Source organism: Candidatus Pelagibacter sp. HTCC7211 (assembly GCF_000155895.1).
In the GTDB taxonomy this organism is placed as follows: Bacteria; Pseudomonadota; Alphaproteobacteria; order Pelagibacterales; family Pelagibacteraceae; genus Pelagibacter.
In genome coordinates this window covers 1,273,154-1,287,850 of sequence record NZ_DS995298.1, presented here as the reverse complement: position 1 = coordinate 1,287,850, position 14,697 = coordinate 1,273,154, and the positions used below count along the sequence as shown (strand labels likewise).

Annotated in this window: 15 protein-coding genes; 8 read left to right on the top strand and 7 right to left on the bottom strand. The window is 31.0% G+C overall.

Going from position 1 to position 14,697, the window contains the following annotated elements; all coding sequences use genetic code 11:
* Positions 1-5 precede the first annotated feature (5 nt).
* Positions 6-893, top strand: coding sequence for a 3-keto-5-aminohexanoate cleavage protein (locus PB7211_RS06900; protein ID WP_008546117.1), 888 nt, complete (start codon positions 6-8; stop codon positions 891-893).
* A 38-nt stretch (positions 894-931) separates the two neighbouring features.
* Here the strand turns inward: PB7211_RS06900 and PB7211_RS06895 are convergent, their stop codons facing one another.
* On the bottom strand, positions 932-1,960 hold the full coding sequence (locus tag PB7211_RS06895) for a D-2-hydroxyacid dehydrogenase (RefSeq protein ID WP_008545254.1): 1,029 nt from the start codon (positions 1,958-1,960) through the stop codon (positions 932-934).
* Complete coding sequence (locus tag PB7211_RS06890; RefSeq protein ID WP_008545816.1) at positions 1,953-3,308, bottom strand: aromatic ring-hydroxylating dioxygenase subunit alpha; 1,356 nt, start codon at positions 3,306-3,308, stop codon at positions 1,953-1,955. The genes PB7211_RS06895 and PB7211_RS06890 overlap by 8 nt, the downstream gene beginning before the upstream one ends.
* Positions 3,309-3,394: 86 nt before the next feature.
* On the opposite strand from PB7211_RS06890, the gene PB7211_RS06885 reads away from it, so the two are divergent.
* From PB7211_RS06885 to PB7211_RS06860, 6 genes are read left to right on the top strand one after another with little or no spacing between them, the layout of a single operon-like run.
* Complete coding sequence (locus PB7211_RS06885; protein WP_008546091.1) at positions 3,395-4,531, top strand: aromatic ring-hydroxylating oxygenase subunit alpha; 1,137 nt, start codon at positions 3,395-3,397, stop codon at positions 4,529-4,531.
* On the top strand, positions 4,524-4,943 hold the full coding sequence (gene gloA / locus PB7211_RS06880) for a lactoylglutathione lyase (protein WP_008545376.1): 420 nt from the start codon (positions 4,524-4,526) through the stop codon (positions 4,941-4,943). The genes PB7211_RS06885 and gloA overlap by 8 nt, the downstream gene beginning before the upstream one ends.
* A gap of 17 nt (positions 4,944-4,960) precedes the next feature.
* Positions 4,961-5,356 (top strand): cupin domain-containing protein, encoded by a 396-nt coding sequence (locus PB7211_RS06875; protein WP_008544555.1) that lies wholly within the window; start codon positions 4,961-4,963, stop codon positions 5,354-5,356.
* Between the two features lie 20 nt (positions 5,357-5,376).
* Positions 5,377-6,798, top strand: a complete 1,422-nt coding sequence (locus PB7211_RS06870) for a glutamine synthetase family protein (RefSeq protein ID WP_008544323.1) — start codon at positions 5,377-5,379, stop codon at positions 6,796-6,798.
* A gap of 3 nt (positions 6,799-6,801) precedes the next feature.
* Complete coding sequence (locus tag PB7211_RS06865) at positions 6,802-7,812, top strand: alpha/beta fold hydrolase (RefSeq protein WP_008545274.1); 1,011 nt, start codon at positions 6,802-6,804, stop codon at positions 7,810-7,812.
* Between the two features lie 2 nt (positions 7,813-7,814).
* Positions 7,815-8,756, top strand: coding sequence for a 3-hydroxyacyl-CoA dehydrogenase NAD-binding domain-containing protein (locus PB7211_RS06860; RefSeq protein WP_008545348.1), 942 nt, complete (start codon positions 7,815-7,817; stop codon positions 8,754-8,756).
* 1 nt (position 8,757) lies between these two features.
* Here PB7211_RS06860 and PB7211_RS06855 read toward each other — a convergent pair whose 3' ends face one another.
* From PB7211_RS06855 to PB7211_RS06845, 3 genes are read right to left on the bottom strand one after another with little or no spacing between them, the layout of a single operon-like run.
* On the bottom strand, positions 8,758-9,540 hold the full coding sequence (locus PB7211_RS06855; protein WP_034399160.1) for an SDR family oxidoreductase: 783 nt from the start codon (positions 9,538-9,540) through the stop codon (positions 8,758-8,760).
* Entirely contained in the window at positions 9,541-10,761 is a 1,221-nt protein-coding gene (locus PB7211_RS06850; RefSeq protein ID WP_008544176.1) for a Coenzyme F420 hydrogenase/dehydrogenase, beta subunit C-terminal domain, read from the bottom strand.
* A 60-nt stretch (positions 10,762-10,821) separates the two neighbouring features.
* Positions 10,822-11,844: a quaternary amine ABC transporter ATP-binding protein gene (locus PB7211_RS06845; RefSeq protein ID WP_008544171.1), complete on the bottom strand. Its 1,023-nt coding sequence runs from the start codon at positions 11,842-11,844 to the stop codon at positions 10,822-10,824.
* A 109-nt stretch (positions 11,845-11,953) separates the two neighbouring features.
* On the opposite strand from PB7211_RS06845, the gene PB7211_RS06840 reads away from it, so the two are divergent.
* Positions 11,954-13,081: a TauD/TfdA family dioxygenase gene (locus PB7211_RS06840; RefSeq protein ID WP_008545233.1), complete on the top strand. Its 1,128-nt coding sequence runs from the start codon at positions 11,954-11,956 to the stop codon at positions 13,079-13,081.
* A 2-nt stretch (positions 13,082-13,083) separates the two neighbouring features.
* On the opposite strand, the gene PB7211_RS06835 is transcribed toward PB7211_RS06840, so the two are convergent.
* A complete protein-coding gene (locus PB7211_RS06835; RefSeq protein ID WP_008543995.1) occupies positions 13,084-13,731 on the bottom strand; it encodes a glycerophosphodiester phosphodiesterase family protein in 648 nt (215 codons plus the stop codon).
* Between the two features lie 17 nt (positions 13,732-13,748).
* A complete protein-coding gene (locus PB7211_RS06830; RefSeq protein WP_008544152.1) occupies positions 13,749-14,636 on the bottom strand; it encodes an ABC transporter permease in 888 nt (295 codons plus the stop codon).
* Between the last annotated feature and the right edge of the window lie 61 nt (positions 14,637-14,697).

The window sequence follows — 14,697 nt, the reverse complement described above, 5'->3', positions numbered from 1 at the left end:
AAATTATGAACAATAAAGTTTTTGTATCTTGCGCGGTAACTGGTTCTGGAGACACTGCTAGCAAACACCCTGATTTGCCAAAAACTCCTGAACAAATAGCAACAGCTTCTATCGAAGCTGCTAAAGCAGGTGCTGCAATTGCTCATATTCATGTTAGGGAAGAAGATGGTACTCCTAGTAGGAGGTTAGAGCTATATAAAGAAGTAGTAGATAGAGTAAGATCTAGTGGCACTGATGTAATCTTAAATTTAACTACAGGTATGGGAGGTGACCTTGATATCGGGCAAGGTGATAACCCTTTAGATTTTGGCCCAATGACTGATATGGCAAATGTTATGGAAAGAATTGCAAATGCTGAACAGTTTTTACCTGAAATTTGTACACTCGATGCTGGAACACTAAACTTCGGCGATAGTTCGGTTATAACAGTTAATACGCCAAATGATTTGAGAAAAGCTGCCAAAAAATTAAAAGACATAGGGGTAAAACCTGAAATTGAAGCATTTGATTTAGGCAATATGTGGTTTGGTGCCCAATTGTACAAAGAGGGCTTATTAAGTGACCCACCAATGTTTCAGATGTGTTTAGGAATACCTTGGGGTGCACCAGCAACAACATTAGCAATGCAAGCAATGAAGGATATAATGCCAAAAGAGGGTGTTTGGTCTGGTTTTGCAATTTCAAAAAATGAAATGCCTTTTGTTGCTCAAACTATTTTGATGGGTGGAAATCCAAGAGTTGGCTTAGAAGATAATTTATATTTATCAAAAGGAAAATTAGCTACAAATGCGCAGTTGGTTGAAAAAGCAATAAGAATTGCAGATGAAATAGGCTATTCACCAATGACGCCAGCTGAAACAAGAGAAAAACTTAAACTTATTAAACACAAGTAAGTTAAAAATATTAGCTTAATTAATTTTATAAAATTTTTTTAATATCCAAGCTTTTTATCAATCTGATTCATTAACTCTTTATCTTCAAAAAATAATTTTAAATTTTTTATAAATATATTCAGAGTTAATCTTACATAGTCACCATGATCGTCAGACGATACATGAGGTGTTAAAATTAGATTTGGCGTATCCCAAAGTCTTGAAGACTTATCTAAAGGCTCGTGGGTAAAAACATCAAGTATTGCGCCAGCTAATTCATTATTATTAAGTTTATCAGCCATTACTTCATAATCCATTACTGACTGTCTTCCAACATTAACTATTCCACATGTTGGTTTAAGCATATCAAGTCTATCTTTATTAATCATATTTTTTGTATCTGGAGTTTCAGGTACAGCTAGGTACAAAAAATCTGCATTTGGTAAAACAGTATCAATACTTTCGATAGTAATAACCTCATTACATCCTTCTACTTTTTTCCCTTTTTTATTTACACCAATCACATTTGCTCCTAATGATTTGATGTGTTTTGCCATTGAAGATCCTAGAGATCCTGTTCCAACAACAACCACTGTTTTGCCTGCAATAGGATTGCTAAATAAAGAGACAAACTCTTTATTTTTTTGATTGGTAACAATTTTGGTCATATGATTTTGCAACATCAAAATAGCCATTAACCCGTATTCACCAGCTTTTTTGGCATGGACACCACTGCTATTAGTTAATACTAAATCATCAAACATCCAGTCCAAAGGAAGCAAATGCTCAACACCCGCAGAAACAACATGTATCCATCTCAAATTAGGTGAAATTTTTTTTAGATTTTGTGTAGGAAAGTTCCAAGCTAATAAAATATCAGAATTAGACATTGATTTTTCAAAATTATCTTCATCCCAATCAACAAATATTTCTACTTTGTTTTTTATTTCTGGAAGATCTTTAAGCGCATTTTCTAAGTGCTCTTTTGTAATAGTAAAATTTTTTTCACCTTCGGCATCAGTAGGGAAGGAGCCTGGTGCCCAATGATTATTCTTAACATGAATTTTTATCTTTTTATTTTCAGTCAAAATTACCCCTCGCCTCCATTTGTTGAAGATTTTTAATAATACTATTGTCTCTTTCTTTTAACGGCATTTCTTCTAAATCAAATTGCATATTCATCACTGAAGAACATATTGATTTGACGTACTCTTTATCATTATTACTTCTTTTTGGGGCTTTTAATACCGTATCTTGTCCATTAGTTCTCACGACTTCTCCTTTTGTCTTTTGAGGTTGAGGTGGTTCTAATCCTTGCTCTAAATCTTTAATTAATTTTCTTGTTCTTCTTCTATATATCATAACACCTTTATCAGTTGGCATTAGATGTTCTCCTTTATGACCACTTATTGAACCCATCCCCTCAACAGCTTCTGCATCACCAGGACTTTTTTGTTTTTCTTCTTTAGTTCTATTTGAAATTTCACCAGCTTCAATTCTTTCGTATCCTTCTTGATTATTGTATTCTATCGGATCTCCTCTTTCACCAAAATTTGCCCAAGCTAAAGCAACACAATGATGATCATCAATAGGCACAACCCACCTTGTAAAAGAACTTCTTCCAAAGTATTTACTTTTTGTACCATCAGCTGCAAATGCAGCTCCAGCCTGAGTAAAATTAGGTAAAATTAATTCATTTACTCTTACCCAAACATTGTCATTTATTCTTCGCGTATTACATCCTAGATATTGAATTCCTCTTTCATAAAATTCTATTTCTCCAACTTCAGCAAAACCTTCAGAGAATTGAAGACCAGAACTTTGACCGTGTAAAAATGATGTATGAAGAGGATCCATGATTGCATCTAAGACTTGGATCCAATTACAGTTATAATCTATACGATATGGACTCGAAGTATTTCCTGGTATTTCAAATGAGTCGTAATGTGGAAATTCTGGAATTTTATCCATTGGTCCAAGATAAGAAAATACTAAACCGTTAAATTCTATTACAGGGTAAGCTCCAAGTTTAAAAGTTTCTCTTAGTTTTTTAGCTTGTTTTGACTCTGGGTCTTCACCAGGTGTTTCAAGTATTTCACCGTTAGGAGAAAAAAGCCATCCATGATAACAACACCTAATTCCTTCTTCTTCAGTTTTACCATAGGCCATAGAAGCTCTTCTGTGAGGACATGCTTTATGGACCAAACCTATATTCCCTTTAGAAGTTTTAAATATTACTAAATCCTCTCCTAAAATACGAATTTCTCTTGGGATATGACTTACCTCAGAAGTTAAAGCAACAGGATGCCAATAGCGTCTTAAATATTCTCCACAAGCTGTCTTTGGATTTGTTCTTGCTAAAACCTCATCTATTTTTGGTACTGTAGACTGTTTATAGCCTCTAAAATCTTCTTCTATAAATTTGTTATTTCCCATCTAATTGCACTATTCAAATATTTTATTGTAAATCTTAATATTCTAAAATAGGGTTTTCAATATAATTAATAATTTTCTACTAGCCCATGTCTAAAGAAAAAAATTTAGTAAAAATAAAGAAATCAAAAAATGCCAATACTATATTTGGCCTACCAGCTAAATCTTATATTGATGAAAATTTTTGGAAAAAAGAATGTGAAACAGTTTTATCTAATGATTGGTTATTTGTAGGTTTTGCTCATGAACTTAAAAATACTGGTGATGTAATTCCATTATTTATTGCAAATAAACCAATATTACTTGTACGAAATAACAATAACGAAATAAAAGCTTTCCATAACGTTTGCAGTCACAGATGCCTAAAGCTTATAGATGAAAAAAAAAATGTAGGAAAAATGATACGTTGTCCTTATCATGCATGGAGCTATGATCTTGATGGTAACTTAAAAGCAGCACCTCATGTTGGTGGTACAGATCAACACAAGCCAAAAGGATTTAATTTTTTTGATCATGGTTTGAAACCAATAAAGATTCATATTTGGCACGATTGGATTTTTATAAATTTTAATGGAAAAGCAAAAAAATTTGAACAATATGCAAAACCACTTATTTCAAAATTCAATGATATTGATTTTACTAAATTGAGATATGCAGCTACGTTAAATTTTGGAAATATAAATACTAATTGGAAATTTTTAATTGAAAACTTTATAGAGCCTTATCATGTACAGTTTGTTCATAAGACTACTACCAATCAGCCTTTAAAAGATCATTACACTGTTGTAGACGGAGTATGTTATGGCAGTGGAGTAGACGTTTATGAAGAAGACACTAAAAATAGTACTGCTTTATCTGTAACATCTAGATATTTGTCTCTTTTTCCAAATTTTATAATTGGAACTTATTTTCCTAATCAAATCGGAGTTTATCTTAACGTGCCAATAAGCCCAGGTTTAACATCTCAAAAAAGAATAATTTACACAACAGACGGTAAAGACATGAGTAAAGAAGAAATTAAAATGGTTAAAAACATATGGTGGAGTGTTCATAAAGAAGATCATGAAATGTGTGAAAGACTTCAAGAAGGAAGGCACTCTCCAGCATCTTACGAAGGTGGTCTTTTGTCTCCTGTGTGGGAAAAAGGTGTTCAAGCATTTCAAAAGCTCATAGTTGATGCTACAATGAAATCTTCAAAATCAATAAAAAGGAAAAAAAATGTCTAAAGAAATCAATCTAGAGGGATATCGACTAGCCCATACAATGATAAGAGTTAAAGATCTAGAAGCATCTTTTAATTTTTATTGCAAAACATTAGGTATGAAAGTTTTAAGAAAAACAGATTATCCTGAGGGAAAATTTACAAATGCATTTATCGGCTATGGACTTGAAACAGAGTCTCCTTGTTTAGAATTAACACACAATTGGGATCAAAAAGAAGATTATGACAAAGGAAACGGATGGGGGCATGTTTGTATTGAAACTCCAGATGTTTATAAAGCTTGTGAAGATCTTGAAAAACTTGGTGTGAATATTACTCGTAAACCAGGTCCAATGAAACATGGAACAAGAGTAATAGCATTTTGTGAGGATCCTGATGGATATAAAGTTGAATTAAATGAACCAATAAAAGTCTAAACTGAAAGGAAATAAGAATGTCAAAGAAGCCACAACTATATAAGTTTAAAGATATAGAAAATAGACTTCATACTTTAGAACCAGGCAAGAGTTATATTAAACCCTTTGTTACCAGCAAAGTAAGTAACACGATGTGTGGTGGATTAAATTTCTTAAATAAAGTTTCTGTGCCATGGGATTTAACTTGTGATGAAATTATTTACTGTATGGAAGGAACTTTTAGACTAACATGTGATGGAGAGTCTTATATCTGTAATCCTGGTGATGTTCTTTATATACCTAAGGATAACCATATAGCTTATGAATGTGATGAAAAATGTGTAATATTTTATGCAGCGTACCCTCATGATTGGAAACAAAAAGCAGGCATAACATTTGTTCCTGGAATAGATCCTGAAGATATGCCACAATAATAAAAATTGAAGAGATCAACATGAGTAAAAATGAAAAAATTTATTACGTTAATTTTAAAGATGCAGTTGAGCGTAATAGAAAAAAAATACCTTCAGTTTATAAAAAATTAAAAAACGCTGGTGTAAAATACGTTTTATCAAGTTGGATTGATCTCCATGGTATTCCAAAAACAAAACCTGTTCCAATGTCTGATTTTGAACCTTTGTGTTTAGGAAAGGGACCTCAGTTTGCAGTTCATTCAATCTCTTATGTTCCAGAACTAACTCCAGCAGACTCGGATCAAGTTATGCTACCAGATTTAGACGCTGTTTATATTTGTCCTTGGGACACATCAACAGCAATAATTTTTGCAGATCTATTTTGGGAAGATAAACCTTACAATGTTTGTCCAAGACAAGCTTTAAAACGTAATATGCAAAAAGCTCAAGATGCTGGATATAGAGGTATGGCAGGGGTCGAACCTGAGTTTATTGCAATGAAATATGATGAAAATGGTCAGCCAATAAAAGCTATTGATACTGATCCAATAAAGGGAGTTAGGCCTAGAAGACAAGCTTTTGGTTATGACGTTGAGCACTCATTAGACTCAATGCATTTTTTAAAAGAATTAATTGATATTCTTAACGGTTTAGGATGGCAGCTTCATGATGTGGTTGCTGAAGGTGCTTACTCACAATTTGAATTAGATTTTCATTATACAAATCTTTTGGAGATGGCTGATAGATTAGTTTTTCTTCGTATCCTTCTCAAAGAGGTCGCTAAAAAACATAATATGTTTATTACATTTATGCCAAAACCTACTATTGGAGACTGGAGATCAGGAGCGCATATAAATTTCTCCATGGTCGGTAAAAATGGAAAAAATATTTTTGATGCAGGTAACAAATGGTCAAAAGAATCATTATTTGCTGTAGGTGGATTAATGAAACATGCTGAGGCATTAACTTCAATTACATGCTCAACAGTAAATTCGTATAATGGATTAGTTCCTAGAGTGGGAGGATTTGAAGGAGGCACAGTTACTTGGGCGCCAACAAATATTACTTATGGACACAACAATAGATCTGCTCAATTTAGATTACCTCAAAATAGATATTGTATAGAAAATAGAGCTGCAGATATGACCATGAATGTATATTTAGCTTTTTCAATGACACTTGCAGCTGCAGTAGAGGGAATTAAGATGAAAATTCATCCAGGCAAACCTACAGATCAAGATCTTTATGAAATGACCGATAAAGAGTTTAAAAAACTTGGGATTAAAAGGTTGCCAAGAAATTTACTTATGGCTTTAGAAGCTCTAAAGAATGATAGATTGTCTGATGAAGTTATAGGAACGGTTATGAAAAATTCTTTATTAGCTTATAAGAATGATGAATGGGAAAGATACCATCAAGCAGTTACTGATTGGGAAGTGAAAGAATATCTCAGACTTTATTAATTCATGAAGAATTATGAAAAGTTTAAATTAGGAAATATTAAACTTTTATCTGGTAAAATTTTAAGTTCAGCGGAATTAGCATACAAAACCTACGGCAAATTAAATAAAAGTGCCTCAAATGTAATTATTCTTCCAACTTTTTATACAGGAAGCCATATTAGAAATGAGGGATTTATTGGAAAGAATAGAGCAATTAATCCTAATAAATATTTCATTGTATCAATTAATATGTTTGGTAATGGCTTTTCATCGTCTCCAAGTAATACAATCAAAAATCAATCTGGTTCAAAATTTCCAACATTAACTTTATGGGACAATATTTATTGCCAACATAAACTCATTACTGAAAAACTAAAAATAAAAAAAATAGCATTAGTAACTGGCTGGTCAATGGCTGGATGTCAATCATATCAATGGGCTGCACAGTTTCCAAATATGGTAAAAGCAATTCTTCCATTTTGTGCATCATCTAAAACATCAATTCATAATCATGTTTTTTTAGAGGGAGTAAAAGCTGCACTTACAGCTGACAAGAATTGGAATAAAGGTAATTATAAAAGACAACCTGTTGTAGGTCTAAGAGCTTTTGGTCGTGTTTACGCAGGATGGGCTTTTTCTCAAAATTTTTATAGAGAAAAACTATTCAAGAAACTTGGATATAAAAATTCAGAAGAATTATTAAATGATTGGGCAGAAGATCATGCAAAAAATTGGGATGCTAATAATTTACTATCAAAATTAAAAACTTGGCAATTGAATGATATAAGTAGAGGACCAACTTATAAGAATAATTATATTAAGGCACTTAAATCTATAAAAGCAAAAACAATTTTAATGCCATGCAATCAAGATCTATACTTTAGAACCAAAGATAATGAATATGAAAAAAGATATATTCCACGTTCATCATTAAGACCAATTAATTCATCCTTCGGCCATTGTGCTGCAAATCCTGGTAATGATAGAAAATTTGAAAAAGAACTAGATAAGAATATTAAAGAGTTATTAAATTAAAAATGAATAAAATAAAAAAAATAGCCATTATAGGAACTGGTGTAATTGGTGCCGGATGGATAATTCGTTGCTTGGCACACGATAAAATTGTTTACGCTTTTGACAAAGATTTAAAACTTAAAAAAAACTTAGTATCTGAAATTAAGAGAACATGGCCTTATGTTAAAAAGCTTTTTAATAAAAAAACACTTAAATTAAAAAATTTTAAATATTTTACTTCTCTTGAAGAAGCTGTGAAAGATGCGGATTTTATTCAAGAATGTGCTAGCGAAAATTATGCCTTAAAAACTAGATTAATGGCAACTATAGGCAAGCATGCAAAACCTAAAGCGATAATTTCATCTAGCTCATCGGGATTATTACCTACTAAAATTTATTCCAAATGTAAAAATCCTCAACGAACAATTATTGGACATCCATTTAACCCAGTTTATTTATTACCTGCAGTTGAAATTGTGCCTAGTAAAAAAACTTCAAATGAATATTTAGATAATGCTAAAAAATTTTATAAATCGATTTCAATGAATCCAATAATGGTTAAGCATGAATTGCCTGGTTATTTATCAGATAGATTACAAGAGGCTTTGTGGAGAGAAGGACTACATATAATCAATGAAGGACATGCAACCACTGAAGATTTAGATAGAGCAATTGAAGATGGGCCAGGATTGAGATGGTCATTAATGGGAACTTTCCTAACTTTTCATTTAGCAGGAGGAAAAGCTGGCATGAGACATATGTTAGAACAATTTGGTCCAGCCTTAAAATTACCTTGGACAAAGTTAAAAGCTCCAAATTTGTCAAATAAATTAATAAATAGATTAGTGGCAGGCACTAAAAAACAATCTAAAGGAAAATCAGTTACAAAAATTGCAAATATAAGAGACGAATATCTTGTTGAACTTCAAAAACTTAGAAAAAAGTACGAAAAAAAATTAAGATAACTTAATCATTCCTTTCAGTATGGCCATCAACAGATATCACTTGTCCAGAAACTCTACTTGAATCATCAGAAATTAAAAAAGAACACATTTTTCCAATATCTTCTTCAAGGATCCATTGTTTCATTGAACTCATTGAAATAAAATCTTTTTCAATAGTTTTTGTTGATACTTTAGTGAATTTTGCTTTATCTCTTATTACTCTTTTCATTCTATCACCTTTAATTGTGCCAGGACATACAGCATTAACTCTAATATTAAATTTACCGAGTTCCATTGCTAATGTTTTTGTAACACCAATGATAGCCCATTTACTTGCCGCATAAGGAGAACGCAATGGAAAACCAAGTATCCCGGCAGTTGATGAGATATTTATTATTGAACCATTTTTAGATTTTTTAAGTAAAGGAATTGATTTTTTTGTAAAATAAAAATGACTATTAACATCTACATGTAATGTATTTTCCCAATCTTTTGATTTTAATTTTTCAAGAGATCCAGTAGGACCAGCTATTCCTACATTATTAATTAAAGCATCAATTTTTTTTGTTTTCTTTTTTATTTTTTGGAAAAAATCAGAAACTTGTTTTTCATCAGAGGCATCACAATAGTAAGTAAATAATCTTTTATTTTTTAAAGAATTTTTATTCAATTTAGTTAGAGATTTTGTATTAATATCACATAGATAGACGTATGCTCCTCTAGCAAGACAAATTTTTGCAGTAGCTAAACCTATGCCAGATGCACCAGCTGAAATAATTATTTTTTTATTTTTTAAAATATTCATTTAAATTTTATTTATTCTTAAAGTGATGCCTTTCTCCTCTTTAATATTAAATTCACTTTCATTATTATCATAAAGTTCTTTTATTCTTAATCCACTAGTTTCAACAATAGGTAAATTATTTTTTTTAAGACCTAAATGTCTTGCGTATACAGATTTTTTTTTATTTACCTGATGAGGCTGAAAGTCATTTATATCATCAATTTTTAAATGATTTCCTTTTTCAATATATCCATCTTTAATTGCACTATTTAATATATCTAATCCTTTTTCAGTTCTTACAATTGCTGCATTAAATCCCTCATCCTCTCCTATGGGAGATCCACCCCTCCATGTATCAAGGGCTGCTATATCAGCGCTTTCACCTATTGCGTCAGGACAAATCTTACATCTAAAATGAACTCTCCAGTTACTTTCATCTCCCCAAAAAGAATTATATTCTTTATCATGTTCTCTTCCATCCTTTGTTCTGACGTACATCAGACCAGGATTGCCGTATCCTCTGTATCTAAAAATATCTAGCTCTTCTTCTTTAATATTGTAGCTTTCTATAAAATCTTGAGATTTAGTAAATTCTGTAGAACCACCACAGACAAGAGTTAATAAATATTTACAATATTTATCTACTCTTTTATCAGTTTTAGAGAGAAGTCTAATTGCAGAAATATCACAAGGCTTTCCAATAAAAGCAAAATTTTTATTTTTATCTAGGGCTTCATTAAATTTACTTAAAGGTGAGGCGGGACCATATCTTGATCTACTCTCACAACTCAATAAATCTTTTTTTGAATAACTGAACTTTGGAATACTTCTCATTGGTTTGTCGGGGTCTCCCGCAGTATGTAAAATGAAATCTACCTTATTAGTTTCTAGCAGATATAAAGAAATTCCATTTAAAAGCCCTCCGGTTGAACTTTGAAATCTGATATCTTTATCAGATGACCATGCGTAGTATAAAGAATTGTAAACTCCCCATATTAAATCCTCTTTTGAATTTTTACTTATCTCTTTTTTAGGTAACCCCTCAACTAATACACCGGGACATATTTCTTTTATTTTTCTAAAGTCTTCATTAGATAAAGATGTTGTTTCTCTTGGTTCTAATCTTCCTTTATCAGTCATTGAAATTTGAATTTTTTCTTTTCCAACAACACTTTGACAAAGTCCACAACCTATGCATAGCCCATTACTTGTAATCTCTGTCAGATTTTTAATTTCTAACATTAATTATTTGCAAATATAATCATTCTCATCACAACTACCAAGTAGTGATGGTAATTCATTTTAAGATTTAACTAAAGAAGATTGTAATTCTTTATTTGTTATATATCCTTTTATATGTCCAGCTGAGTCTACGACATCAACAACCACATCATTAAGAACAATTTTTGGTAAAAATTCCTCTAAAAATTCATCTTCATGAACTTTTAATCTATTTTCTCCAGAGGGTTGTCCTTCTTTAGCATCAGTCATAATTACTTTTGCTTTTAAAACTTTTGCTCTATTTACATCTTTAACAAATGCTGCAACATAATCATCTGCTGGATTCATAACAATATCAACCGGAGTTCCAACTTGAACTAATTTACCTGCGTTTAAAATTGCAATATGATTTCCAAGTCGTAGTGATTCATCTAAATCATGAGTTATAAAGACAATTGTTTTTTTTAATTCTGACTGAAGAGAAATTAATTGTTTTTGCATATCACTTCTTATTAAAGGATCTAAAGCACTAAATGCTTCGTCCATTAACATGATATCCGAGTCTGTTGCTAAAGCTCTAGCAAGACCAACTCTTTGTTGCATACCTCCAGATAATTGATTTGGATATTGATTTTCAAAACCACTAAGTCCAACGGCCTCAATTTTTTCCATTGCTATTTTATTTCTTTCCTCTTGAGTTATATTTCTCATCTCTAAACCATAGCCTACATTTTGAATTACTGTTTTATGGGGAAAAAGACCAAATCTTTGAAAAACCATACTCATTTTATGTCTTCTAAATTCGATTAGTTCTTGTTTATTCAAAGACATTACATTTGTGCCTTCAACTAATATTTCACCAGATGTGGGTTCTATTAATCTGTTAAGATGTCTAATTAATGTAGATTTTCCTGATCCAGATAATCCCATGCAAACAAAAGTTTCCCCTTCTTCAATCTTTAACGAAACGTTATCTAGTCCCACAGTGTGACCAGTTTTTTCTAAAACTTCCTCTTTGGTCGCCCCGTCTTTAACCATTTGCATTACTGATTGTGGCTTATTACCAAAGATTTTATAAATATTATTGATTTCTATTTTTGACATTTTTCAATGAACTTGTAACAAAACTGCTAAATAGATTAAAGGAAAGAAATCGATAATTACAACTATTAATTGCATTGACAAATTTTAATGAGTAAATAATCATCAGTAAATGTTTCAAATAGATAAAATTGAAAAAGATACATCAGATTTAAAAATTAAATGGAGTGATGGAGAAGAAAGTAAATTTAACTATATGTGGCTTAGAGATAACTGTCCTACAGCTCATGACAAAGATTCTCATCACAGAATGTTTAATATTTTAAATGTTTCAGAAAATTTATCAGTAAAAGATTTTAAAATAGATGACAAAGGGTCTCTTGAAGTTCAATGGAGTGAAGGAGATCATACTAGTTTCTATGATCTGAATTGGCTTCGTCAAAATTGCTATACATTAAAAAATAAATCAAAATATATTTCTCCTTACAATTTATGGGATCAAAATCTTGGAAATAAATTCGAGTCAATTTGTATAGAGCATGACGAAATTTTAGACTCTGACGAGGGCTTGATAAAATGGTTAGAGCTTTTGCATCATACGGGTATTGCAATAGTTAAGAACGCACCAGTAGAAAAAAGATCTGCTTTTCCATTACTTAATAGAATAAGCCACATAAGAGAAACTTTTTTTAAAACACCTTTTGAGGTTATAAATATTCCAAAACCAAATAATTCAGCATACACAGCACATGCACTAAGAAATCATATGGATTTGCCTTGGTTTGAACTGCCTCCAGGATATCAATTTCTTCACTGCTTAATTAATTCAGCTAAAGGCGGCGACTCTTCGGCTGTAGATGGATTTGCAGTTGCTGAATATTTAAAGAATAATGAAAAAGAAATTTTTGAAACATTAGTTAACGTGCCATTAAAATTTAAAGATACAGATTATACACAAGTGTCTCATAGGGCATTTCATGCACCAGCAATCAGCTTGACTAAAGATGGAGATTATCATGATATTAGATTTAGTGTAGCAACAATGGATGTGCTTGATTGTCATCCTGATCTAATGGAAAAAGTTTATAAAGCTCACCATAGATTTGGAAACTTATTACATGATGATAGGTTTCAAATTAAATTTCGTTTAGGACCAGGTGACATTTATTCATTTAATAATAGAAGAGTATTGCATGGAAGAACAGAATTTGATCCAAACTCAGGGCATAGACATTTACAAGGTTATTATATGGATCGAGATGAAATCATTGGAAGATTAAATTATTTAAAAAAACAATAACTTCATAGATTCTCAAAAATTAAATTATAATTTTTTCTGTATTTATTAAAATCCAATTTGGACTTGATCGTATAAAAATATTTTTTAATTTTTAAATTTTGAATTTTTTTTTTTTTTAAGTATGATTTGTCCAGTATTAGGCAGTTGATATCTTTATTGCTCGCTTTTTTAAGTATTTTTTTAATACTGGTTGGTGGTGCAAAAGATAATCCAACTTTAACTTTTTTGTTAATCTTTAATAAATTGTAAACATTTTCATGCTTAAAAGATATAAATACACATCTTTTAAATTTTGAGGTCTCCTTAAAGAGCTTTCTAAGTAGCGACATTGATAAGGTTGGCTTTATTTCAATAAATAACGAGCATTTATTTTTTGAGAAAATTAATAGGTCTTTTAATAATGGAACTGGATTATTAAGATTTTTGCTTATTTCTTTAATTTTTGAATAATTGAGATTTTTTACACTTAAATTTTTTTTAAAAATTCTTTTAAGTGTAAAATCATGAAAACAAATAAACTCACCATCTTTTGTTGCATGAATATCTGTTTCAATCCCATAATTTTTATTAAAACAATATTTAAAAGAATTTATATTATTTTCTAAGAATTTCCTTTTAGCAAGACCTCTGTGAATTAATAGTTGAGGCATTAACAGATTATCAATATCTATTTTTTTGTTGTCCCACGATGTCTTTGAATTCTATTTCCGTATTCCTGAGTAACCCTGTCAAATATAATTGCAAGAGCAACAATTGCTAGACCATTCATTAGACCTAGAGCTAAGTATTGATTAGAAATTGCTTGCAAAATTGGAACACCTAATCCTCTTACACCAATCATAGAAGCAATTACTACCATTGCTAAAGCCATCATAATTGTTTGGTTTATTCCAGCAAAAATTGTTGGAAGAGATAAAGGTATTTGAACAGATCTTAATTTTTGCATTGGAGTAGCACCAAAAGCTTCAGCTGCTTCTAATGTTTCTTTATCTACCTCTCTTATCCCTAAGTTTGTTAACCTTACAACAGGAGGCAAAGCATAAATACATACAGCCAATAGACCTGGAACTTTTCCAATTCCTAATAACATAATAATAGGTATTAGATAAACAAAGCTCGGAATTGTTTGCATCATATCTAGAACTGGCAATATAGTCCTTTCTGCTCTGCTCGATTTTGACATTAGAATACCGATTGGTATTCCAACCACTATACATACAAGCGTTGAGACAGAAATAATTGCAACTGTTGCCATACAGTTTTTCCACATTCCAAAATAACCAATAACTATAAAACAGGCTATTGTACCAATTACTAATTTATAATTTCTAGATCCTATCCATGCTAAAATACCAAAAACACCAATAACTATAGGCCACGGAGTATTTACTAATAATTTTTCAAGAAAAATTAAAAATGATAAAAGTGGATCAAAGAAACCTTCAATTGCATCACCGTATTCTCTTGAAAAGTTTTTAAAACTATAATCGATACCTTTCTTTAACTCTCTAAGAGCGTCTCTATCCATTACTGGTATCTTGCTTAAAAATTCCATATTAAATTTATTATACTATAAAATCGAACCCGTTAAAATTTAACGGGTTCGATTAATACTT